Genomic DNA, 22,805 nt, shown 5'->3' with positions numbered 1-22,805 from the left:
GCGGATATCCGCACAAATTCGAGATAAAAAACTGACAGACCGCCATTTGATCACTATCATTTCAATAACTTAATCGATTGAAACGAAAACTGGCACGCCCCTTGCTGCTGTCCTTGCATTCTATCAACTGCTGCCCCGGGTAGGAACCGTGAGCGGGGCAACTGGAGGACATCATGGATATCCAAGCACCCACCGCCGGAAAGGCGGAGGCATTGCCATTCTATCGGCACCTGTATTTTCAGGTCGTCGTCGCCATCATCGCCGGCATGTTGCTCGGCCATTTTTACCCGGAATTCGGTGCCAGCCTGAAGCCTCTCGGTGACGCCTTCATCCGTCTGGTGAAGATGATCATCGCCCCCGTCATCTTCCTCACCGTCGCCACCGGCATTGCCGGCATGTCCGACCTGAAGAAGGTCGGTCGCGTCGCCGGCAAGGCGATGCTCTACTTCCTCTGCTTCTCGACGTTCGCCCTCATCGTCGGCCTGATCGTCGGCAACGTGCTGCAGCCCGGCGCCGGCATGAACATCGATCCGGCCTCGCTCGACGGCAAGGCAGTCGCATCTTACGCCACCAAGGCGCATGAAACGACGATCACCGGCTTCCTGATGAACATCATCCCGGAAACCATTGTCGGCGCGTTTGCACAGGGCGATATCCTGCAGGTCCTGTTCTTCTCGGTCCTGTTCGGTATTTCGCTCGGCATGGTCGGCGAAAAGGGCAAGCCGGTTCTGGACTTCCTGACCGCGCTCACCACCCCGATCTTCCGCCTCGTTGCCATTCTGATGAAGGCCGCCCCGATCGGTGCTTTTGGCGCCATGGCGTTCACCATCGGCAAATACGGCATCGGTTCGGTCGCCAACCTCGCCTACCTCATCCTAACCTTTTACATCACGGCCCTGCTCTTCGTGCTGGTCGTGCTGGGTGCGGTCGCCAAATATAACGGCTTCTCCATCCTGTCGCTGATCCGCTATATCAAGGAAGAGCTGCTGCTGGTTCTCGGCACCTCCTCTTCGGAAGCGGCCCTGCCCAACCTGATGCAGAAGATGGAACGCGCCGGCTGCAAGCGCTCGGTCGTCGGCCTGGTCATCCCGACCGGTTATTCCTTCAACCTCGACGGCACCAACATCTACATGACGCTGGCAGCCCTGTTCATCGCCCAGGCAACCGGCATCGACCTGTCGCTGACCGACCAGATCCTGCTTCTCTTGGTAGCGATGTTGTCGTCAAAGGGTGCCGCCGGCATCACCGGCGCCGGCTTCATCACGCTGGCTGCCACGCTGTCGGTCGTCCCGTCGGTCCCGGTCGCCGGCATGGCACTGATCCTCGGCATCGACCGTTTCATGTCGGAATGCCGCGCACTCACCAACCTCGTCGGCAACGCGGTCGCCACCATCGTGGTTGCCCGCTGGGAAGGCGAACTGGACAAGGACATGCTCGACAAGGCGATGTCCGGCCAGCTCTCCGGCGAACCGGCGCCTGCAGCATTGCAGCCCGCCGAATAATACGGTCCTCCCAAGACCCGCATGAGAAAAGCCCGGAGCAGCGATGCTTCGGGCTTTTCTTATGATTAGACATAGCGCTGCCATTGCCGATGCAGTGCTGTGCTGTTCCGTTCAATCGTTGAGATGCACGCTGTAATGCAGCGTCGTTCCGGCCACGGTGTAAGTCGCCGTGCCTGTGGACCCGGCAACATACGTCACCGATTCATCGCCATCATTGTCCTTGCCCGCGACGGCATGGACCTTGACGTTGACTGGGGCATTGTTGGGAACACCAAGCGTCCCAAGGTCGGGCGTCTCCCTGGTTTGATTGATCGGATAATTTCCGCTGTTCCAGTCAACCGTGAACCAGTGCCCCTTTCCATCACTCCAACGGATCTCGAAGTTCAGGACGAAGCCGGCATTATTGACGACATAGATTTTGGTTATTGGTTGGGCCATGAGGTGCTCTCCGCTTCAGTTATTGATTGTGTATGCGCACAACAAATAATCATAGGTTGCATAAAATATCAACAGCAACCTTAAGAAGAAAAACAGGATCAAACGACGACGGAACCACCTTGCACATCCCGCCTGCCGCCATGTAGCCTCATGCTGCACCGCCGAAGAGAGCGGGAAACAAGGACAGGCCGACCATACGGCCGACGGGAACCAGCCATGACCGAAACCATCACGCTCGACTTCGCGGAACTGTCGCCGCGCGACCGCTACAAGATCATGATCGGCACCATCGTGCCGCGCCCGATTGCCTGGGTCACCACGATCGGCACGGACGGCCGCGTCAACGCGGCACCGTTCAGCTTCTTCAATTGCCTGAGCTCCGATCCGCCGATCGTTGCGCTCGGCGTGGAATATCGTCAGACCGGCGCTTCCAAGGACACCGGCCGTAACATCCGCGACACCGGCATATTTTCCGTCAACATCGTTTCGCACACACTGATGGATGCGATGAACATCACCGCCGTGCCTTTTGATGAAACAGTGGATGAAGTGGCCGAAGCCGGCCTGACATTGCGGCCGGGCTCAAAAATAGCCTGCCCCAGCATTGCCGAGGCCCCGGCAGCCCTCGAATGCCGGCTGCATTCCTATCTCGATGTCGGCAATTCGCGGGAAATCATCGTCGGCGAAATCGTCGCGGCCCATCTGCGCGCCGACATGGTCAACGAGCGCCTGCATATCGATCCGGCCATTCTCGATGCGGTCGGCCGCATGGGCGGACACGGCTACGCCACGACGCGCGACGGTTTTGATCTGGAGACGATGGATGAGGCTCGTTATCGCGGCGCGGCGCATCTGCGGCCGCAGATGCCGCTGGCACCGGTCAGGGAAGCGGGCGAATAGCCCGTTACCCCACCAGCACCTTGGCGATCTCGCTCGCCAAATCTTCCTGCGAATACGGCTTTCCAAGCCGGCCGACATTGATGTCCATGCCATCCGGCAGATCGGTATAACCGCTCGCCAACAGGATCGGCAGGCCGGGAACGATCTGGCGAGCCTGTACGGCAAGTTCTGCGCCATTCATGCCGGGCATGGAAAAATCGGTGATCAACAGGTCGATGCGGTCGCCGCTATCGATGGCCTTGCCGAGCAGTTCAAGCGCCTCGCGGCCGGAATGCGCCTCGATCACCTTGTGACCGAGTTCCTCCAGCATATCGACGGATGTCATGGCGATCAGCACGTCGTCATCGACCATCAGAATCCGTCGTTGCGGCTGCAGGTCGCTCATATCCGATTACCCCCGGGGCTTATCTGTATTCTTTTGGTTATACCGCCCCGCAGTGCACACCGGGCATGAATTCGTAGCACAAGCACGCCACCCGCAGCCTGTCCAGCAGAACAGATAGCGTGGGGTATTATTACGACAAGATTGAGGACATTACAGAATTTTCTTCGTCCGATACCGCACACGGACCACAAAAAACAGACCCGGCAGCATCGCAACCGGGTCGTCATCTGATGGATAAGCCTGAACTCGATGCCGACCGCTATTTCTCGTCGGCGCCACTGCCGGGACGTGTGGCGGAAACCGGATCACTGGCCGGAAACGTGTCTTCCAGACCCTCGTCCAGTTCACTTTCGGGCTTGGTCCGGGCTTGCGCCTTCTTTTCGTCCTTCAGCGATTTCACCGCCGCGGACGGTGCCTCGTTGGAATTGCTGTGTTCCCTCGGCATGATGGCCTCCATTATTGTCTGTGACACGACAACGTTGGGAAAGGATCGTTGTTCCTCAGGCGAAACCGGCTACCAGAGGTCGGCGTGGCGGTTCACATCCTTGTAGAGCAGGTAACGGAAACGTCCCGGTCCGCCGGCATAACAGGCCTGCGGGCAATAGGCGCGCAGCCACATGAAATCGCCGGCTTCCACCTCGACCCAGTCGGAATTCAAACGGTAGACCGCCTTGCCCTCCAGCACGTAAAGTCCGTGCTCCATGATATGGGTTTCCATAAAGGGAATGGTGGCGCCCGGTTCGAAGGTGACGATGTTCAGATGCATGTCGTAACGTACATCGGACGGATCGATGAAGCGCGTCGTCGCCCAACGGCCTTCGGTATCCGGCATGGCGTGCATTTCGCAGTCGTCTTCGTGGGAGAAGATTGCCGGCGGCGCTTCCAGCCCCTCCACCACCTTGAACACCTTTCGCACCCAGTGGAACCGCACGGCCTCGGCACCGTCATTCCTGATCGTCCAGGCGGAACCGGCCGGCAGATAGGCGAACGAACCGGTCTTCAACACATGTCCCGCACCATCGAGCGTGATGGTCACACCGCCGTCCACGACAAAGATCGCAGCCTGCGCACGCGCGTCCGGCTCGGGACGAACACTGCCGCCGCCGGGCTCCACCTCGACGATATATTGCGAAAACGTCTCGGAAAATCCGGTCATCGGCCGCGCCAGAATCCACGCCCGTGTCTTTTCCCAATGCGGCAGAACGCTGGTGACGATGTCGCTCATCACCGTCTTCGGAATGACCGCATAGGCCGTGGTGAACACCGCCTTGCTGGACAGTGTCTGCGTCTGTGGCGGCAGGCCACCCACGGCGGAAAAATAGCTGGAAGATGTCATGCGCTGCACCCGTTATTATCGATGCTCAAGGTGTAAGCACCACATCCGGGTTCGGCAATGGGGAATTGAGCGCAGATCGCGGTTCAGCAGAGGTCCCAGATCGGGCCTTTGACCACGTGCTTGGGCACGTCGCGAGCCGTCTCGCGCGGCTTCGGCATATGGATATCGCCGGCACCGATCATCCTGTAGAACTGGTCGACGCGACGGCGCTGCAGGCTCTCGAGCTCGCTGACACGATAATGGTCGGCCGCAGAGATCAGAAACGTCGCAAATTCCGGCGTGCCGATCCCGTCCGCCTTGCGCATCAGCGCGATCAGCGGGTCATGGACGGCCTGGCATAGCGTAAGATCTCTGGACATCAGGGCAACTCCTATGGCCCGGCCTATACACATGTCATGCGACAGCTTTGTTGCAGTTTCCACATTTTTTCCGAGATGCCCGGATTGCCGGCGAAAACCGCACAAACGCGGTCGTATGACGGTTCCATGACGAAAATGGAAGGAAACTGGAAACCCCTGTAATTTGACTGACAAGCAAGCTCGTTAAGACGCCCCTCAACAGATGCGTGGCGCCATGAAGGCCGCCCGCCGGAATGTTGGAGTTTGCCCTATGAAAGTCATCCAGATCACCGATACGCACTTGAGCCCCATGAAGCCGCATTTCAACGGCAATTGGGCGCCTCTGCTGCAGTGGATCGAGGCGGAAGAGCCGGACCTGATCATCCATACGGGCGACCTTTCCGTCGATGGCGCGGACCACGCCAACGACCTCTCCTTCTCCATGGACCTGATGCGCGAAACCTCGGTTCCGATGCTGATCCTGCCCGGCAATCATGATGTCGGCCACCTGCCCGGCTCGCCGCAGCCCGTCAATGCCGAGCGTCTGAACCGCTGGCGCGACATGGTCGGCCGCGACTACTGGTTCCACGATGCCGACACCGACAATGGCAACTGGCGTTTCATCGGCCTCAATGCCCTCCTGTTCGGCCAGGGCGATGACGCCGACGGTGCGGAAGAAGAAGCCCAGTTCGTCTGGCTGAAGGAAGTGCTGGAAAGCCGTGGCGACCGCCGCGTTGCGATGTTCTCCCACAAGCCGCTATTCGTCGATGAACCGCAGGAAGGTGATACCGGCTACTGGGGCCTGCGCCCTGCCCAGCGCGGCCGCATGTATGACCTGATCGCAGCCCACGACGTTGCCCTCTTCGCCAGCGGCCACCTGCACTGGGCATGGGAAGGCAAGTTCGAAGACACCGCCATCGTCTGGGGTCCGGCCGCCGCCTTCATCATTGATACACTGGAGCGCGAAATGCCGGGCGAACGCCTGATCGGTGCCGTCGTCCACGAATTCGGCGCAACAGTCACCAGCACCATCGTCGCTGTTCCGGGCATGGTCGCGCATGTCATCGATGACGTGATCGAGGAGGTCTATCCGCAGAGCGCAAAGAAGGCCGCGACCCAGGAAACGAACGAGGCCGCCGAATGAGCGCGCTTTCCATCAAGAACGTCACCAAGTCCTTTGGTGAGAACCACATTCTGAAGGGCATCAGCCTGGAGGCGGAAGCCGGCGAGTTCATCGCGCTGGTCGGTCCCTCGGGCTGCGGCAAGAGCACGCTGCTGCGCATCGTCGCCGGTCTTGAAGGCGCCGACAGCGGTGAGATCGTTGCCGGCGGCCGCGACCTGACGCGCCTGGTCGCGGCCGAACGCAACGTCGCCATGGTGTTTCAGTCCTACGCTCTTTATCCGCATCTGACCGCCGGTCAGAACATCGCCGTGCCGCTCGCCATGCGCAACCTGACCTCAATGCAGCGCCTGCCGGTCATCGGCTCGATGCTGCCGGGCCAGCGGGAAATCCGCAAGGATATCATGCGCCAGGTCACCGACATGGCCCGTTCGCTGAAGATAGATCACCTGGTCGACCGCAAACCCGGCCAGATGTCCGGCGGCCAGCGTCAGCGCGTCGCCTTGGCGCGGGCAATGGTGCGCCAGCCCGGCCTGTTCTTGATGGACGAGCCGCTTTCCAACCTGGACGCCAACCTGCGCGTCCATGCCCGCGGCGAAATCGTCGATCTGCACCGCCGCGCCGGCGTACCGACGCTTTACGTTACCCACGATCAGGCGGAAGCCCTGTCGATGGCTGACCGCGTCGCTGTGATGATGTCCGGCAGCCTGCTGCAGCTCGCAGCGCCGGAAGTCATCTATGACGATCCGGCCCATATCGAAGTGGCAAAGTTTGTCGGCCAGCCGCGCATCAACACCATTGCCAGCCGCGTCGATGCCGATGGCGCCGTCACGCTCGGCACATGGCGTCTGCAGCCGCATGAAACGCTGGCGCCCGGTTCCGATATCACCGTCGCAATCCGCTCGGAATTCCTGTCGATCGCCGACATGGGAACGCCCGGCCTGCCGGCCCATATCGAGCGCCTCGAGTTCCTCGGTTCGGAAGTGATCGTCTACACCAAGCTCGACGCCATCGGCGAAAGCATGGTCGTGAAACTCGCGCCTTCGGAAGCCAAGGGCCTTGTCGCCGGCAAGCCGGTGACGATCGTGCCGCAGGGCGAACGCCTGATGGTATTCGGTGCCGATGGCGCCCGTCTGCGCGCCGATCTCACCTTCACCACCCTGCTGGAGCGGGCGCATGGCTGACATGACCGCCATCTCCCTGCCCGTGGAAAAATCACGGCCCATCGTCAACGTCAGCGAACGTCACGAAGCCCGCGTTGCCTGGATGCTGGCGGCGCCTGCGATGATCCTCATCATCCTGTTCATCGTCGCGCCGGTTATCGCCGTCATCACGCTCGGCTTTACCGATTTCGAACTCGGTTACAGCACCTTCAAGTTTGTCGGCTTTGAAAACTACGCCGAACTTTTTGGTGACCGCACGTTCCGCCAGTCGCTTTGGAACACGGCCATCTACACGGCCATCGTCGCCCCGGCCTCGATCCTGCTTGGCCTCGGCGTGGCCTTGCTGATCGAAAGCGAAACGGTCGGCCGTTCCTTCTTCCGCACGGCATACTTCCTGCCGGTCGCCTCGCTGCTGGTCGCCATGGCCACCGTCTGGCAATACCTGCTGCATCCCACCATCGGCCCGGTCAACAACCTGCTCAACCTGATCGGCCTGCCCGGCCCCAACTGGCTCGGCTCCGCCGGCACGGTTCTCTACAGCCTGTCGATGATCGGCGTGTGGCAGACGGTCGGTTTCAACATGATCCTGTTCCTCGCTGGCCTGACCGCCATCCCGCGCGACTTGTATTCCGCCGCCGAAATCGATGGCGCAAAGTCCTCCATCGACCGGTTTTTCCTCGTCACCCTGCCCATGCTCGGCCCCACCACCGTCTTCGTCACCACGATCAGCGTCATCAACGCGGTCAAGGTTTTCGAGACGGTCAAGACACTCACCGAAGGCGGCCCCAACAAGGCCTCCGAAGTCCTGCTCTTCACCATCTATCAGGAGGGCTTTGTCTACCTGCGCGTCGGTTACGCCTCGGCCATGACCGTGGTTTTCCTCGCCGTGCTGGTGGTGATGATGTTCGCGCAATATCGCCTCGTCGACCGGAAGGTACATTACTGATGACCCAGACCTTTACTCTCGGCCGGGCCATCCGCCTCACCCTCCTGTCGCTCGGCGCGCTCATTTTCCTCGCGCCCTACATCTTCATGATCTCCACCGCCGGCAAGGGCCAGAGCGAGATCTTCACCTCGTCGCTGTCGCTCATCCCGACGCAGTTCTTTTACCTGGAAAATTTTGCCAAGGCATTTGGCCGCGTGTCGATGGGCACGCTGCTGTGGAACGGTGTCGTCGTCTGCGGCCTGATCTTCGTCTTTCAGGTCGTGATCGCCATCCCTTGCGCCTATGCCATGGCCAAGCTGAAATTCGGCGCTGCCCGCTTGCTGATGGCGCTGGTCATGCTCGGCCTGCTGGTGCCGATCCACGCCACCTCGCTGCCGCTCTACGTCGCCTTCGACAGCGCCGCCCTGCTCAACAGCTACACGGCTCTCGTCGCACCATTCTCGATCTCTGTCTTCGCGATCTTCCTGTTCCTGCAGTTCTTTCGCGCCATGCCGGACGATCTCATCCATGCCGCCCGTCTGGACGGCATGTCGGAACTCGGCATCGTGATGCGCGTCATCGTGCCCAATGCTTGGCCGGCCATCACCGCCTTTGCGATCTTTTCCGTGGTTGCCCACTGGAACGACCTCTACTGGCCTCTGATCGTCGTCTCCAATCAGGCTTACGCCACACCGCCACTCGGCCTTCTGTTCTTCCGGGCAGCCGAAGCCGGCGACGACTACGGCGCGCTGATGGCCGCCACCTTGATCATCACCCTTCCCCTCGTTGCGGCCTTCCTTCTGGCTCAGAAACGCTTCGTCGAGGGCATCACCATGACCGGTCTGAAGGGATAGCCCGAACAACCGGTCGCCTCACCTCCCCCGCTTTATCCTCCCACGGAGAAATGCAATGAAGCATTTTGCAAAACTTCTCTCGGCCGCCGCCATCACCATGGCAGCCGCTTTCCCGGCACACGCCGAAACCACGCTGACGGTTCACTACCCGATGCCCGGATTCTTCAAGGACGTCATGGACAAGGTGTCCAAGAAGTTCATGGAAGAAAACCCGGACATCAAGATCGAGTTCGCAAACCCGTCGCCGACCTATGAGGAAGGCATCCAGACGATCATGCGCCAGGCAGGCACGTCCGAAATGCCGGACCTGACCTTCATCGGCCTCAACCGTCTGCGCATGGCCGACGAGCGTTCGATCCCGGTCGATCTCGCGCCGTTCATCGCCAAGGACAAGGCCTCGATGGCCGAACAGGGCTTTTCGGACACGATCCTGAAGCTCGCCCAGGTCAACGGCAAGCAGGTCGGTCTCGCTTTCGCAACGTCCAACCCGATCATGTACTACAATGCCGATCTGGTAAAAGCTGCCGGTGGCAATCCTGACCAGCCGCCGAAGACATGGGACGAAGTGATCGCCCTCGGCGCCAAGATCAAGGCGCTCGGCAACGGCGTCGACTCGGTCGATTTCCGTTGGCAGGGTGACGACTGGATGTTCTCGGCGCTGCTGTTCGGCGCTGGCGGCACCATGCTGTCGGAAGACGAAAGCAAGGTCGCTTTCAACGGTCCTGAAGGCCAGAAGGCTTTTGGCGTCCTGTCGCGCCTCGTCAAGGAAGCCGGCATGCCGGTCTTCACCAAGGCTGCCGGTGAGCAGGCCTTCGTTGCCGGCAAGGTCGGCTTTGCCTTCCAGACCACCGGTGCTCTTGCCAACACCATCAAGAACGTTGGCGGCAAGTTCGACCTGCGCACCGCCGAAATCCCGCTTCTCGACCCGGTCAACGGCAAGCTGCCGACCGGCGGCAACGCCGTCGTCATCCTGACCAAGGACGCCGCCAAGCAGGACGCCGCCTGGAAGTTCGCCAAGTTCGCAGCCGGCCCTTACGGCGCATCGGTTGTCGTTCCCGGCACCGGCTACGTTCCGAACAACGAACTGGCCGCCAAGTCGCCGGAATATCTGGGTGATTTCTACGCCAAGAACCCGCTGTTCCAGGCTGGCCTGAAGCAGATGCCGCGCATGGTTCCGTGGTACGCCTTCCCGGGTTCCAACGGCGTGCGCGTCACCCAGACGATCGTCGACAACTCTTCGCGCGTCGTCGACCAGTCGGCCAAGCCGGAAGAAGCTCTGGAAGATGCCGCCAAGGAAGTGAAGCGCCTGCTGCCACGCAGCTAAAACCGGTATCGTGACAAAAAGCCGCCGTGCAGGAGACTGTGCGGCGGTTTTTCTATGAAAGGTCAGATCGCCCGAACCGTTCCGCCCGGTCGCATCGTGAATGGGATATCGAGATGCCGCGCCGGCGCATGATTTTCGGCAATATCCAGCAGCAGCGACGCCGCCGCAGCCCCCATGCTGACATCCGGCATCTCGATCGTCGTCAGCACCGGATCGATCAATCGGCCGATGGCAATGCCATCAAAACCCGCAACCGACACATCACCCGGAACAGAAAGCCCCTCGCGCTTCAATGCGCCAATGACGCCGAGCGCCAAAAGATCGTTTGAAGCGATGATCGCCGTCGGACACTCCGCCCGCAACGCCTCGCTGAGATCCAGCCGGTCGTATTCGATAAATCCGATCTGCAGCGCGGCCTGCACCTCCAGCCCCGCCGCGTGCATGGCCGCCGCGTGACCCTCGTATCGATGCCGCGCTCGGTCGGATGCTGCAAAACTTCCGGACACGAACAGGATCCGGTGATGGCCATGCGCGATCAGATGGCTGGTGATCATCCGGCTTGCGGCAAAATTGTCGGCGGTGACGGCGGCGGCAAAATGCGGCGTCGGCCGATTGTGCATCAGCACTGTCGGCGGCATGTCTGTGACCGGTGGCCGGTAATTCGCCGCATCGCACAGCGTCAGGATCAAGCCCGTCGGCCGCTCGTTGAGAAGCGCCGTGATGGCATTGGCCTCCTGCGCCGGATCGTAATTCGACTGCGCGATCAGCACGCCATGACCTGCCACCAGCATGCGGTTCTGGATGATCGAAACGGACGTGGCAAAGACAGGATTGGTGATGCTGGGAATAAGCAGTCCCACGACAGGCCGTCGCGCTGCCCGGCCCGCCACAACGGTGGAGGTGCGATAACCCAACTCGGCCGCGGCCCGTAAAACCCGTCTTCGGGCAATCTCGCTGACCGCGCCCTTGTCGCTCAATGCACGGCTGGCCGTTGCCACCGAACAGCCGGCGCGTTTCGCGACGTCTTCCAATGTTGCCATGCTCGTCCGCTCCGTCCATCGCCTCAAGGCGCGTGAGGATTATGAAGATTATGCAACAGTTTTACGACAGCACCAAAAGGCTCACTCTTTCGGCATGATCGCATAAAGCCGGAAAAAACGCGCCGCCCGCCGCTTCTCATCGGGATCGCGCATCACGGAATCCCAGGCCATCAGTAGCGCCTCATGCAAGGCCAGGCCGACGAGATGCGCCACGGTACTGCGTTCATCGATGCTGCAAATTTCATCCCGGATCTTTTTCAGTCCGGCCACCACACCTTCGATATCCTGCATGTCAAAGCCCCCGATGTGTTCCCCACAAGCGCGAGATTACATACAATCCAAGGCTGCATTCGGTATAATTAGCTTTAAAGTAAAGCGTTAACGTGAGCATAAGAGAGATGCACCCACCCGCGCAAAGTGGGGATTGGAAATCCAAAAAATCAGCAAAGACAGATGGATAACGGCGCCTTCAAGGAACGCTCACGGTAGATCGTGTGGGTTACGCAGATCTGGGAAAGTCGTCGAAGAGGGTACAGAGCTAACGGGCCGCAGGCTGCGGCCCGTTAGCCGGAAAATCAGTTCTGGTCGATCGAAAGCGTCATCGTCACCGAGATCGAATAGGTGTTCTCGCCGGCGGCGACAGCAACGCCATCGGATTCGGCCTTCATCATCGCCATCCGCGGTGCAGGTGATGGCGGCATGAAACGATCGCCCCCCTCGCTGATATCGACCACCTTGCCAACCTTCACGCCGGCGGCTTCGGCAAGCGTACGGGCTTTCTCCATCGCCTCGGCCACAGCCTTTTTGCGTGCCTCGGTGCGAGCAGCCGACGGGTCATCATTGGTAAAAGTGATCTGGCCGCCCTGATTGACGCCAAGCTTTACCGACTGATCGATAATGCCGCCGAGCGCCTTCAGGTCGCGAATCTTGACGGTGACACCGTTCTGCACCTCGTAACCGATGATTTTTGGCGGATCGACGCGGCCGTTTTTCGGTTCGTTCTGCTGGTATTGCGGATAGATGGAAAAATTGCTGGTCTGCAGATCCTTGTCGGCGATACCCGCCGTTTTCAGCGCCGCCAGAACCTGATTCATGGCGCTGTTATTGTCGGCGAGTGCCTTTTCAGCGGTCTCGGCATTGCGCGCCACGGTGAGGTTGATGATCGCCATATCCGGAGCGATCGAAGCCTCGCCGGTGCCGGAAACACGGATGACCGGCTCGCGCGCTGGCCGCTCCTGCGCAGAAACGGAACTGGTGGCGAACGGCACGACAAACAATGTCGCGGCGGCGAACGCGAGGGAGAGACGGCGGCCTGTCGTTGAGGACATCGGGGCATCAGAAGGGTTGGCAAGTGCGCGCATAAAAACGGTCCTTTCCGGATAAGAAGTCATTGCCTGCAACTCAGTGACGATCGATTGTGAACCTATTGCGGCGATGGCTTGTGACGTGTGCGGAATTAAGTTAGAGCGATTGCCGCGGAAGGCGAACCATTGCGCCACCGCGAGCCGTCCTGACGGCTGGGCCTGTAGCTCAATGGTTAGAGCCGGCGGCTCATAACCGCTTGGTTGGGGGTTCGAGTCCCTCCGGGCCTACCAATTTCCAAAAAAATGCCGCTCTTCGCCAGTCAGGGAGACGGAAACGAAGAGCGGCTGCATTCCATCAACGGGCGACGGAGATGGAATTCTTGAAGACCATCCGGCCGATTGTTATCGGCGCACGACCGGGCAGCCACGCTCATTGGCGAAGACGATCCGGTCACGGCCGCCGCGGTCAAATCCCTCGACCACAACGACACGGCGTGAGGTATCGACAACCCGGGCGCGGCGCAGGCCCATGCGGCTTGCCTTTTCCTCGGCCAGCCACGAATCACAACGATCACGACGCGGAGGCGGGCCACCACGCCAGTCGCGCGGCGGAGGACCATCGCGCCAGTCACGCGGCGGCGGGCCGCGGTCGCGATCATGATACTGAACATAGACACCGTAATCCGGGCCTGCGGCGGCGGCACCCGTCAAGGTCGCGCCAAGCGAAGTCAAGGCGACCATGGCTGCAAGACCAGCCTTCACAAGAACATGGGTCACGTTTCTCTCCAAAAATTGAAAGGATCCGGTTATCCGGAGACGGTCTCAGATTATGAGCCGGGACCTGAACAGGTTCCGAAGGCAACGTTCATCTGGTGTTCAGGATAAAACTTAGGTCATGCCGACAGATGCAGCACCACATCGCGGCGATGCGGACGCTCGCGGTGTTCAAACAGATAAATGCCCTGCCATGTGCCAAGCGCAAGCCGGCCGCCAGAGACCGGGATACCGATCGATATCACCGTCAATGCCGCCTTGATATGGGCCGGCATATCATCCGCTCCCTCTGCCGTGTGGCGCATCCAGCGCATGGTGGGATCGCTGGACGGCGGCGCTATCCGATGGAAAAATTCCTTGAGGTCGTGCTGAACATCGGGATCGGCATTTTCCTGGATGAGCAGCGAGCAGGATGTGTGGCGAACGAAGACCGTCAACAGGCCAACGTCCACTCCACTGCTTGCGACAAAAGCTTCAACGTCACGGGTGAATTCGTAAAGCCCCTGCCCGCGTGTGGAAATGCTGATCGTCGTCTGTGGCATCCGTGCTCGTCTCCTGTTGTGGCTCCCAAATAGGCGAGCGCTGCCATCCGGGAAAGGATGAACGATGATTTGCTGTCGCCAATGTTACACGCTGGAGGAATCGCACAAAACCCGGCCGCAGAAACCTGCCGGCAGATGGCATTTCCAGAAGCGTCGGTGTATGTCGGGTGCCTTAATCTCCGGTTGCTGAACATGATCCTGTCGCCCCTGCGCTTTGCCTCCCTATTCACCCTCGGCCTGCTGACATCGGCGAGCCTTGTTGTCGGCGACGATGGCACAGTTTCGCATACACCGGCAAAACCGCTGCAGATTGCGGTCGCCAAGCCTGCGATTGCCCCGCAAGCGTCTTCGGCACCGCTCAAAGGCCCTTCGCTCGTCGAACCTCAATTGCATGTTGCCCGTTCCGGCGATCCCAAACGGCCGCGCATCGCACTGACTTTTGATGCCTGCATGGGAAAAACGGACGACCGCATCCTATCTGTTCTGGTGTCCGAACGGATACCGGCGACCATGTTCGTCACCGCCCGCTGGCTCAAGACAAACCCTCAGGCGCTGGCGATACTGAAACAACATCCCGACCTGTTCGAGATCGAAAACCACGGTCAGAATCATGTTCCGGCCGTCGATATGCCAGCCTCGATTTACGGCATTGCGGCAGCCGGTTCGAGTGATGCGGTGGATCAGGAAATCGCCGGCGGCGCCGATGCCATACGAGCGGCCGGCCTAACGCAACCACAATGGTTTCGAGGCGCCACCGCCAAATACGACATATCCGCCATCCGTCAGATACGCGGCATGGGCTACAGGATCGCCGGCTACTCGCTGAATGGCGACGGCGGCTCGCTGCTGGGCGCCGCCATGGCTGAGAAGAAGATCGCTGCGGCCAGGGATGGCGATGTGGTGATCGCTCATATCAACCAGCCGACACACGCCGCCGGTGAAGGCGTGGCGCGGGCAATCCTCACCTTGAAGACGCGCGGTGTCGAGTTCGTGCGCCTGCAGGATGTCGATACCAGCGGCGATCATCAATCGACGCGATAGCAGCGCGGCTCAAAACGGTGACGGAAGGCGACGCTTTTTCCATTCGTTTTTTGGAATGGCCGCCCCGACATCATAGGCAAACGAAACAACCTTCATCGCATCCTTGTCGACCTCGCAGCGAAAGCTCACGTCGTACCATTGCGAGCGCGTGCTGAAAGCCGTTTGCACGTCGATAACATTGCCCGTCCTGAGGTGCGGTTTCGGCAAACGGCTTGCGAGATAACGCGGAGCACCGTGTGCCAGCTGCGCACCCAGTTCCGAGTTACAAAGCTCTCCAGCGCGTTCGCCGCGTGACATGGTTCCCAAAGCGATCGTTGCCATCGGATTGTCGGTGACGCTTGTTGAAAAAAGCTTTTTCGCCTTCCGCAATTGAGGCTTGGCGTCGCTGACAGCAGCCTCGGCACCTCCCGAAACCCCACCACCTGCCTTGTCCGTGTCGTTGGGCTTGGCTGGCGCCATATCGGCCTTCACAGCGTCATCAACCACGCTCGCCAGCTTGGGCATTCCCTCCGTCTCGGATGCGGGAAGACCAAGGCCCACATCGGGCAATGCGATATCCTCCGGCACCGGCGGACCGGCAGTTTTTTCCGTCGCCTCTACGTCCGCCTTCTGCTCCGTATCAGGCGGCGACGGAGATGGCTTTTGCTCGGCGAGATCAGGCACACCGCCACTTTTCGTGTCGGACGCGACATCCGCCTCGGCCTGCTCCGATGTCGTATCCTCCGTTGCGGCCTCTTCCTTCGCAGCGGAGCCTTCGACTGATTGTTTCGGCCCTGAATCCTTTTCGCCGAATTGAAAGACCGGTCGAAAATTATCCAGCGGCGGACTGGCTTCCGGCGCCTGTGATGTATCGGCGGCTTCCTGCGGCGGCGCGGGTTGCTCTTCGGCTTTCTGCTGCGGCTCTTCGGCCGCTGGCGGCGGCGGTGGTGGTGGTGGTGGTGGCTCTCCCTGCTCCGCTGGCTTTTCGGGCGGAGGCGCTGCCGCCTTTTCCTGCTCCGGTGCCGGCGGCGTTTCGGCGGGCTTGGGCGCTTCCGCCTCTTGCTCTTCCGGCGGCGGTACGATCTCGACGCTTACCGTCTCCTCGGCTTCCGGTCTGGGCAGATCGAGCGGCAGGCCGACCAGTATGACAAAGGCGATTGCGGCGTGGACGAGGAAGGAGGCGAATATGCCCCAGCCCCACATGCCTTGCCGCTTCTGCTGATTTTCCGTCATGTCACCGATGTAGGATGGAAACCTGGCCCGATCGAGTCCCGGTCTGATCAAAAGCCGATGAGTGTGGCAGTTTTCCAGCAAAGAACGAAAAACGGACGAAGCCGCAATAACTTATACGGATAGGATTTCCAGCAGACACGCGGCAGCTTGATAACAAACCGACCATACGGTATGTTTTCAGAATGTCAAAAGCTCACAGACGCGAAAAACAGCCGGATGCGGTACGCCGCTCCCTTCTCGATCAGGCGGCCCGCCATGCCGCCGAAGACGGTCTCGCCGCGATCACGCTGCAATCCGTCGCCGATGCCGCGCACGTCACCAAGGGTGGCCTGCTGCATCATTTCCCCAACAAGCAGGCTCTGATCGAGGCCGTTTTCGAAGATCTGCTCGGCACGCTCGATGAGGAGATCGATCGCTTGATGGCAGCCGATCCCATCTCCCATGGAAGCTTCACCCGCGCCTATATCGATGCGTTTTTCCAGGTGGCGCGTCAGGGCGACAATGGCCCATGGGCGGCACTTTCCATTTCCTGCATGACCGATACGAAACTGCGCACTCTCTGGTCGAAATGGATGCGGGAACGGCTGGTACGTCATGCGGCAACCGATGACGATCAGAAGCTTGCTCTCGCACGTTACGCCGCCGACGGCATCTGGCTGGCCAATCTGACGGAAATATCCGGTCTCCCGTCGGGCGAGCTCGACAAATTGCATTTTCAACTCAAGACGATGACGGTATCGCCGTGAACCCCGCCCTTCTGACCTACGGATCGCTCGCAGTCGCCATAGCACTGGAGGTGGTTGGCACGACATTGCTGCAGCAAAGCCAGCAATTTACCCGCCTTTTGCCGACGCTCGGCATGGCGCTGTGCTACGGCGCCGCCTTCTATCTCCTGTCGATCGCGCTGCGGACAATTCCAGTCGGCATTGCCTATGGCATCTGGAGCGGGCTTGGCATCGTGCTGGTATCTGCCGTCGGTGTTTTTCTGTTCAAACAGACGCTGGATCTTGCAGCCATCATCGGCCTCGGCCTGATCATCGGCGGCGTCGTGGTCGTCAATGTGTTTTCAAACAGCGTTTCGCATTGATTGCGGGAAATCCCGGCTGGGCGTATGATCCGTTGCATGTGAACCCGGAGGGCCCAATGGCAGCCGTCTCTCTTGCAGAAGCCCAGGAAAAACTGGGAGAGTTGATCGACCGCGTCAGCAATGGCGAAACCGTCGAGATCTTGCGCGATGGCGAAACCGTTGCAAGATTGAGCCCGCCTGAGCGCGTAGTTGAACCGGCGCGCAAAAAGGAACCGATAGATTTCGAGCGGCTTGAAGCGCTTTGGAAAGACATGCCGAAGCAAACCGAAGATGCAGGCACCTTCGTGCGCCGAATGCGCGACGAAGATCGCTATTGACGCCCTATCTGGACACCTCCGTCATCGTAGCGCTGCTCACCGGCGAAACATCGGCGGCGAGGATAAGATTGTGGATGACCAACCGCACCTCCTCGACCATCATGATCAGCGATTGGTCGCTGACAGAAGTATCATCCGCCTTGTCACTGAAACAGCGCACAGGACAGATAACGGCGCAGGCAAGCGATGCTGCACGCAAACAGTTTCAAATATTCCTTGAAAGCTCATTCGAGATTCTGCCGGTTTCAGGGCAACACTTTTACAAAGCAGCTCGATATTGCGATCGACATGATCTCGGCCTGCGCGCCGGCGACGCCCTGCATCTGGCAATCGCCGTCGAAGCACATGCTGAACTGATCACTCTCGACAAACGCTTCGCCGCCGCCGCCCAGACATTTGGCGCCCGCTACACACTTCTCTGACCACCCCACGATTAGCCAAAGAAAAACCCGGCAACCTTTCGGCAGCCGGGTCTTTTGATGTTTTCGTTTAGTCAGCAGATCAGCTGTCGAGGAACGAGCGCAGCTTGCGCGAGCGGCTCGGGTGCTTCAGCTTGCGCAGCGCCTTGGCCTCGATCTGACGGATACGTTCGCGGGTAACCGAGAACTGCTGGCCGACTTCTTCGAGCGTATGGTCGGTGTTCATGCCGATGCCGAAACGCATGCGCAGAACGCGTTCTTCGCGCGGTGTCAGCGATGCCAGAACGCGGGTCGTCGTTTCGCGCAGGTTCGCCTGAATGGCGGCGTCGATCGGCAGAAGCGCGTTCTTGTCCTCGATGAAGTCACCCAGATGGCTATCCTCTTCGTCACCCACGGGGGTTTCGAGCGAGATCGGCTCCTTGGCGATCTTCAGGACCTTGCGGACCTTTTCGAGCGGCATGGCCAGCTTTTCGGCCAGCTCTTCCGGGGTCGGTTCGCGGCCGATCTCGTGCAGCATCTGGCGCGAGGTACGAACGATCTTGTTGATCGTTTCGATCATGTGCACCGGAATACGGATCGTGCGGGCCTGGTCGGCGATCGAACGGGTGATCGCCTGACGGATCCACCATGTCGCATAGGTCGAGAACTTGTAACCACGACGGTATTCGAACTTGTCGACCGCCTTCATCAGGCCGATATTGCCTTCCTGAATGAGGTCGAGGAACTGCAGGCCGCGGTTCGTGTACTTCTTGGCGATGGAGATGACGAGACGAAGGTTCGCTTCGACCATTTCCTTCTTGGCGATACGCGCTTCGCGCTCGCCCTTCTGCACCATCGACACGATGCGGCGGAATTCCGAGATCGAGATACCGGTTTCCGTCGCGAGATTCTGGATCTCCTGACGGATGTCACGGATCGTGTTGTTCTCAGCCTTCGCGAATTCCTTCCAGCCACGTGCCACAAGGTTGGCGATCGACTTCATCCAGTGCGGATCAAGCTCGGCACCCTGATACTGTTCCAGGAACGAGTCGCGCTTGACGCCGTAGGATTCGGCCAGACGCAGAAGACGACCTTCGTTCTGCATCAGGCGCTTCGAAATGTCGTAGAGCTGCTCGACAAGGCTGTCGACGCGGTTCTGGTTCAGCGACAGCGACTTGACGGCCGTGATCAGCTGATCCTTGAGTTCCTTGTAACGACGCTCCTGACCGCTCGAAAGCGTACCGGTGCAGGAAAGGCGTGCCTCAACCTGCTGGTCCTGCAGCTTGCGCAGCTTCTTGTAGGTGTCAGCGATGACGTCGAGGGTTTCCATGACCTGCGGGCGCAGTTCGGCTTCCATGGCGGCAAGGGACAGGCTCGACTCGTCGTCGTCCTCTTCCTCTTCTTCGCCCGGCATGTCGCCGCCGACATTGGTCACGTCGTCGTCATTGGCCGGATAACGCGCTTTGCGGGTCTTTTCCTTCTCTTCGGCAGCCTTGCGGTCGGCCTCGATCTTTTCCGGGCTCTGGAACTGCGGAGCAGCCTTGGCTTCGGGACCGGAATAGGTCGTTTCGAGGTCGATGATCTCGCGCAGCAGCGTCGTGCCTTCGTTGAGTTCATCGCGCCAGATGATCAGCGCCTGGAACGTCAACGGGCTCTCACAGAGACCGGAAATCATCGTCTCGCGGCCGGCTTCGATCCGCTTTGCGATGGCGATTTCGCCTTCGCGCGACAGAAGCTCTACCGAACCCATTTCGCGCAAATACATGCGCACCGGATCGTCCGTACGGTCGGTCGGCTCTTTTTTCTTCGCGGTCGCAACGGCAGTGCCGGCGGACGGAGCCAGTTCGCCGCCTTCGCTTTCGGCTTCATCGTCACCGTCGTCGTCCGCTTCCGCCTTCTCTTCGGCTTCCTCGTCCTCGACAACGTTGATGCCCATATCCGAGAGCATCGCCATGACGTCTTCGATCTGCTCGGACGTCACCTCCTCGGAGGGAAGCACCGAGTTGAGTTCGTCCATGGTCACATAGCCCCGCTTTTTCGCGGCCTTGATCATTTTCTTGACCGCGTCATCGGAAAGATCGAGAAGCGGACCATCCGTAGCGCCTTCGCGTTCGGTTTCTGCTTCTTCGTTTTCTTTGACTTTAGTTGCCATTTAATTCGTCGCTTTCCCTGGACGCCATTCCGTCGCGGTTTACGGGTAATGCCTGTTACGGGTGATTTGCCACCCGCCACCGCGAATCGCAATCACTCACCTAACCGACTGACCTTTAATTCGTGCTTAACCACGCCGTCGGCGTTCGCCAAAAAGGATCGAGCTGCCATCGGAGCCCCGCTTATGGTTCCTTGGCCTGTCCGATCCATCAACCTAATTCTGCCTGAGACGGTGATTCCCACAAATTTCCTTCCCGTCAAGCTCTTACAGGTAAATACCCACTGAAATCGGGCCTAAACCATAAAAAGTTGAGAGCGTTGGGTACGCGGGCTCAAGTCCCCCATCACTACGTCCGGCTGATATGTAGGCAGGCGATCATTAAAGACAAGCCTCCCCACCACACAAAACAACCAGCGCTTTTATTCACCCGTGGCCGACAGCCGCACCTTTGATACGACCTGACATGACACCAAAACCGTCGATGATGGCTTCCTGGTTCTCAAGGCGCAGAATTTCGTTGTGAACTTCCGACAATGCCCGCAGGAGCGCGTCACCACGTTCCGGCTCGTCACCGGGGGTTTCCGCAATCTCGCGCTCCAGCTCGATCTTCTGCCAGCGCAACTCCTTGTTGCGCAGATAAAGGGCCAGCGTCTGCATATAGGCCTGCAGTGCATCCTGCATGTCGGCCTCTTCAGTCGCCGTCCACAGGCGCGCATTGCGCACCTGCACGGTCATCGATTTCAGAAGATCGGCAAAACCGTTCTCTTCCAGCTGTTCACGCACATGCGCCGGCGTCGCCCGCGTACCGGCCTTGGTGATGATAGCAAGCACACAGGCCCAGAAACGCTGCAGGTCGCGGTTTTCGAACTCGACCGTCGAAACATCATCATACTGATCCAGCAAAAGCAGCGGATGATTGACGACGGTCAGCGCCAGAACAACTTCCCGCAAGGCCGGCAATTCCAGATGGCCGCGCACCATACCCGATTTTGCCAGCCGGTCGGAAACAGCCATGCTGCCACGAAACTCGCCGCGCCCCTGCTGCTGGCCGCCGCGAAAATTCTGGCGACCACCACCATTACCGCCCCTGCCCGGCTCGAAACCGCCACGACGTTCCGATCCACGAAACAGGGCGTTCAACTGCTCGCGCATGTGCTGCTGATAATAACGACGCACGTTTTCATCGGCGATCACAGACACGATCTGCTTCAGCTTCGCCTCCAATTCCGCCCGCCGCTCCGGCGTATCGAAAGTGGCGCCCACCGATTCGCGCTGCCAGATCATGGTGGCGAGCGGTTTTGCATCGGCCAGCACGCGGTCGAACGGCGCGCGTCCATCCTGCTTCACCAGATCGTCCGGATCCTTGCCATCCGGCAGCATGGCAAACCGCACCGAGCGGCCCGGTTTGATATGCGGCAGCGCCAGATCGGCGGCGCGGTTGGCGGCACGAATACCGGCCCCGTCACCATCGAAGCAGAGGATCGGCTGCGGCGTCATCCGCCACATCAATTCGAGCTGGCTTTCGGTCAGTGCCGTGCCCAGCGGCGCCACAGCATTTTCGACGCCGACCTGATGCAGCGCGATGACGTCCATATAGCCTTCGACGGCAATCACATCGCCTGGCTCGCCACGTCCCGCCTGACGGCCGGCCATCTGCGCAGACTGGCGCGCACGGGCCTGATTATAAAGCACATTGCCCTTGTGAAAGAGCTCGGTCTCCGGCGAGTTCATGTATTTTGCCGGCGCATCCGGCGCCATGGCGCGGCCACCGAAGGCAATCACCTTTTCCCGCACAGACAGGATCGGGAACATGATGCGATCGCGGAAATAATCGTAGGAAACCGAAATGCCTTCACCGTGGCGCACAAGGCCGCAGGCCTCGATCTGGTCTTTCGGCACGCCCTTGTTGGCGAGATGCTCCTTCAGGGCATTGCGGCTATCGGCGGCAAACCCCAAACGAAACGTCTCGATCGTTTTCGCCGTCAGGCCACGGTCGCGCAGATAGGCACGCGCTTTCGCACCGATCGGCGCATGCAGCTGCTCCTGAAAGAACAGCGTCGCCATTTCCATGACGTCCTGCAGACTGGTGCGCTGCTGTTCGCGCTTCTGCGCCTGCGGGTCCGGTGCCGGCATGGAAATGCCGGCCATGTCGGCCACCTGCTGCACGGCCTCGGGAAAGTTGAGACCTTCAAGCTCGGTCATGAAGCGGAAATGATCGCCGGAAACGCCGCAACCGAAGCAGTGATAACGGCCCTTGCGGTCCTCGCAGTGAAAGCTCGGGCTTTTTTCGCCATGAAACGGGCAGCAGGCCCAATAGTCGCCGCGCGACACATTGGTCTTCTTGCGATCCCACGTCACACGTCGTCCGATCACCGAAGAGATCGGCACGCGGTCACGGATTTCATCGAGAAAGGTATCGGAAAAGCGCATTGTCACCTCGGAGCCAGCTTCCATATAAGCGGCAGCACGGCGGAACGCTATTCTATAGCATGAGTCTGGGCAGACAGTGCCCGCTATTCACAGGCCCGATCTTTATTCCGATAGCCGAAGATCAGGCAAATTTGCGGCAACACCCGCCCGACGAAAATTATCTTTTTGTAATTTGAAAAACATCTCGCACGAGATCAATCTCCATTTCAGGTCAGGAAGCATC

24 protein-coding genes, 1 tRNA gene and 1 pseudogene are annotated in these 22,805 nt (G+C 59.8%); 13 read left to right on the top strand and 13 right to left on the bottom strand.

The features are described from left to right. The first annotated feature begins 173 nt into the window (after positions 1–173). Positions 174–1,502, top strand: a complete 1,329-nt coding sequence (locus EDF70_RS04465; RefSeq protein WP_165931934.1) for a dicarboxylate/amino acid:cation symporter — start codon at positions 174–176, stop codon at positions 1,500–1,502. Between the two features lie 111 nt (positions 1,503–1,613). Here EDF70_RS04465 and EDF70_RS04460 read toward each other — a convergent pair whose 3' ends face one another. Further along, entirely contained in the window at positions 1,614–1,940 is a 327-nt protein-coding gene (locus tag EDF70_RS04460) for a hypothetical protein (RefSeq protein WP_132272104.1), read from the bottom strand. Between the two features lie 216 nt (positions 1,941–2,156). On the opposite strand from EDF70_RS04460, the gene EDF70_RS04455 reads away from it, so the two are divergent. Beyond that, entirely contained in the window at positions 2,157–2,840 is a 684-nt protein-coding gene (locus tag EDF70_RS04455; protein ID WP_132272103.1) for a flavin reductase family protein, read from the top strand. 4 nt (positions 2,841–2,844) lie between these two features. Here the strand turns inward: EDF70_RS04455 and EDF70_RS04450 are convergent. From EDF70_RS04450 to EDF70_RS04435, 4 genes and pseudogenes are all read right to left on the bottom strand, one after another. Next, positions 2,845–3,207 (bottom strand): annotated as a pseudogene (locus EDF70_RS04450) (response regulator); the annotation flags it as partial. A 277-nt stretch (positions 3,208–3,484) separates the two neighbouring features. Next, positions 3,485–3,670: a hypothetical protein gene (locus EDF70_RS04445; protein WP_132272101.1), complete on the bottom strand. Its 186-nt coding sequence runs from the start codon at positions 3,668–3,670 to the stop codon at positions 3,485–3,487. Between the two features lie 69 nt (positions 3,671–3,739). Further along, positions 3,740–4,561, bottom strand: coding sequence for a bifunctional allantoicase/(S)-ureidoglycine aminohydrolase (locus EDF70_RS04440; protein ID WP_132272100.1), 822 nt, complete (start codon positions 4,559–4,561; stop codon positions 3,740–3,742). A gap of 83 nt (positions 4,562–4,644) precedes the next feature. Beyond that, positions 4,645–4,920 carry a hypothetical protein gene (locus tag EDF70_RS04435; RefSeq protein ID WP_132272099.1) on the bottom strand — a complete coding sequence of 92 codons (276 nt, stop codon included), beginning with the start codon at positions 4,918–4,920 and terminating at the stop codon, positions 4,645–4,647. A 250-nt stretch (positions 4,921–5,170) separates the two neighbouring features. Here EDF70_RS04435 and EDF70_RS04430 point away from each other — a divergent pair, with 250 nt between their 5' ends. Genes EDF70_RS04430 through EDF70_RS04410 form a run of 5 tightly spaced genes read left to right on the top strand, consistent with a single transcriptional unit; the run spans position 5,171 to position 10,285 of the window. Next, the gene (locus EDF70_RS04430; RefSeq protein ID WP_132272098.1) at positions 5,171–6,043 is read left to right on the top strand and encodes a metallophosphoesterase; all 873 of its coding nucleotides are present in this window, start codon (positions 5,171–5,173) and stop codon (positions 6,041–6,043) included. Then, positions 6,040–7,203, top strand: a complete 1,164-nt coding sequence (locus EDF70_RS04425; RefSeq protein ID WP_132272097.1) for an ABC transporter ATP-binding protein — start codon at positions 6,040–6,042, stop codon at positions 7,201–7,203. Before EDF70_RS04430 ends, EDF70_RS04425 begins: the two co-directional genes overlap by 4 nt. Further along, the gene (locus EDF70_RS04420) at positions 7,196–8,128 is read left to right on the top strand and encodes a sugar ABC transporter permease (RefSeq protein ID WP_132272096.1); all 933 of its coding nucleotides are present in this window, start codon (positions 7,196–7,198) and stop codon (positions 8,126–8,128) included. The genes EDF70_RS04425 and EDF70_RS04420 overlap by 8 nt, the downstream gene beginning before the upstream one ends. Continuing rightward, on the top strand, positions 8,125–8,961 hold the full coding sequence (locus EDF70_RS04415; RefSeq protein ID WP_207908228.1) for a carbohydrate ABC transporter permease: 837 nt from the start codon (positions 8,125–8,127) through the stop codon (positions 8,959–8,961). The genes EDF70_RS04420 and EDF70_RS04415 overlap by 4 nt, the downstream gene beginning before the upstream one ends. 55 nt (positions 8,962–9,016) lie before the next feature. Beyond that, complete coding sequence (locus EDF70_RS04410; protein WP_132272094.1) at positions 9,017–10,285, top strand: ABC transporter substrate-binding protein; 1,269 nt, start codon at positions 9,017–9,019, stop codon at positions 10,283–10,285. A gap of 62 nt (positions 10,286–10,347) precedes the next feature. Here EDF70_RS04410 and EDF70_RS04405 read toward each other — a convergent pair whose 3' ends face one another. The 3 genes from EDF70_RS04405 to EDF70_RS04395 form a co-directional block, all read right to left on the bottom strand. Beyond that, positions 10,348–11,325, bottom strand: a complete 978-nt coding sequence (locus EDF70_RS04405; protein WP_132272093.1) for a substrate-binding domain-containing protein — start codon at positions 11,323–11,325, stop codon at positions 10,348–10,350. A gap of 81 nt (positions 11,326–11,406) precedes the next feature. Next, a complete protein-coding gene (locus EDF70_RS04400; RefSeq protein WP_132272092.1) occupies positions 11,407–11,616 on the bottom strand; it encodes a hypothetical protein in 210 nt (69 codons plus the stop codon). A 284-nt stretch (positions 11,617–11,900) separates the two neighbouring features. Continuing rightward, the gene (locus EDF70_RS04395) at positions 11,901–12,653 is read right to left on the bottom strand and encodes an SIMPL domain-containing protein (RefSeq protein WP_165931933.1); all 753 of its coding nucleotides are present in this window, start codon (positions 12,651–12,653) and stop codon (positions 11,901–11,903) included. A gap of 191 nt (positions 12,654–12,844) precedes the next feature. Between EDF70_RS04395 and EDF70_RS04390 the strand changes: the two genes are divergently transcribed. Next, positions 12,845–12,920 (top strand) — tRNA-Ile (locus EDF70_RS04390). A gap of 111 nt (positions 12,921–13,031) precedes the next feature. On the opposite strand, the gene EDF70_RS04385 is transcribed toward EDF70_RS04390, so the two are convergent. Continuing rightward, positions 13,032–13,370, bottom strand: coding sequence for a hypothetical protein (locus tag EDF70_RS04385; protein WP_132272564.1), 339 nt, complete (start codon positions 13,368–13,370; stop codon positions 13,032–13,034). 152 nt (positions 13,371–13,522) lie between these two features. After that, the gene (locus tag EDF70_RS04380; RefSeq protein ID WP_132272090.1) at positions 13,523–13,945 is read right to left on the bottom strand and encodes a secondary thiamine-phosphate synthase enzyme YjbQ; all 423 of its coding nucleotides are present in this window, start codon (positions 13,943–13,945) and stop codon (positions 13,523–13,525) included. A 192-nt stretch (positions 13,946–14,137) separates the two neighbouring features. Here EDF70_RS04380 and EDF70_RS04375 point away from each other — a divergent pair, with 192 nt between their 5' ends. Then, a complete protein-coding gene (locus EDF70_RS04375; RefSeq protein ID WP_132272089.1) occupies positions 14,138–14,986 on the top strand; it encodes a polysaccharide deacetylase family protein in 849 nt (282 codons plus the stop codon). 9 nt (positions 14,987–14,995) lie between these two features. On the opposite strand, the gene EDF70_RS04370 is transcribed toward EDF70_RS04375, so the two are convergent. Beyond that, on the bottom strand, positions 14,996–16,198 hold the full coding sequence (locus EDF70_RS04370; protein WP_132272088.1) for a DUF930 domain-containing protein: 1,203 nt from the start codon (positions 16,196–16,198) through the stop codon (positions 14,996–14,998). 182 nt (positions 16,199–16,380) lie between these two features. Between EDF70_RS04370 and EDF70_RS04365 the strand changes: the two genes are divergently transcribed. Genes EDF70_RS04365 through EDF70_RS04350 form a run of 4 tightly spaced genes read left to right on the top strand, consistent with a single transcriptional unit; the run spans position 16,381 to position 18,024 of the window. Then, positions 16,381–16,944, top strand: a complete 564-nt coding sequence (locus tag EDF70_RS04365; RefSeq protein ID WP_132272087.1) for a TetR/AcrR family transcriptional regulator — start codon at positions 16,381–16,383, stop codon at positions 16,942–16,944. Then, complete coding sequence (locus tag EDF70_RS04360; protein ID WP_132272086.1) at positions 16,941–17,285, top strand: multidrug efflux SMR transporter; 345 nt, start codon at positions 16,941–16,943, stop codon at positions 17,283–17,285. Before EDF70_RS04365 ends, EDF70_RS04360 begins: the two co-directional genes overlap by 4 nt. Positions 17,286–17,341: 56 nt before the next feature. Continuing rightward, a complete protein-coding gene (locus EDF70_RS04355) occupies positions 17,342–17,602 on the top strand; it encodes a type II toxin-antitoxin system prevent-host-death family antitoxin (RefSeq protein WP_132272563.1) in 261 nt (86 codons plus the stop codon). Then, positions 17,599–18,024: a type II toxin-antitoxin system VapC family toxin gene (locus tag EDF70_RS04350; protein ID WP_132272085.1), complete on the top strand. Its 426-nt coding sequence runs from the start codon at positions 17,599–17,601 to the stop codon at positions 18,022–18,024. Before EDF70_RS04355 ends, EDF70_RS04350 begins: the two co-directional genes overlap by 4 nt. Positions 18,025–18,103: 79 nt before the next feature. Here EDF70_RS04350 and rpoD read toward each other — a convergent pair whose 3' ends face one another. Continuing rightward, positions 18,104–20,152, bottom strand: coding sequence for an RNA polymerase sigma factor RpoD (gene rpoD, locus EDF70_RS04345; protein WP_132272084.1), 2,049 nt, complete (start codon positions 20,150–20,152; stop codon positions 18,104–18,106). A 423-nt stretch (positions 20,153–20,575) separates the two neighbouring features. Next, entirely contained in the window at positions 20,576–22,582 is a 2,007-nt protein-coding gene (gene dnaG / locus EDF70_RS04340) for a DNA primase (RefSeq protein ID WP_132272083.1), read from the bottom strand. Positions 22,583–22,805: the final 223 nt, after the last annotated feature.

The organism is Neorhizobium sp. JUb45 (genome assembly GCF_004343585.1).
Taxonomy (GTDB): domain Bacteria; phylum Pseudomonadota; class Alphaproteobacteria; order Rhizobiales; family Rhizobiaceae; genus Neorhizobium.
The sequence above is the reverse complement of the archived record's forward strand: the minus strand, read 5'-3'. Positions and strand labels throughout refer to the sequence as shown.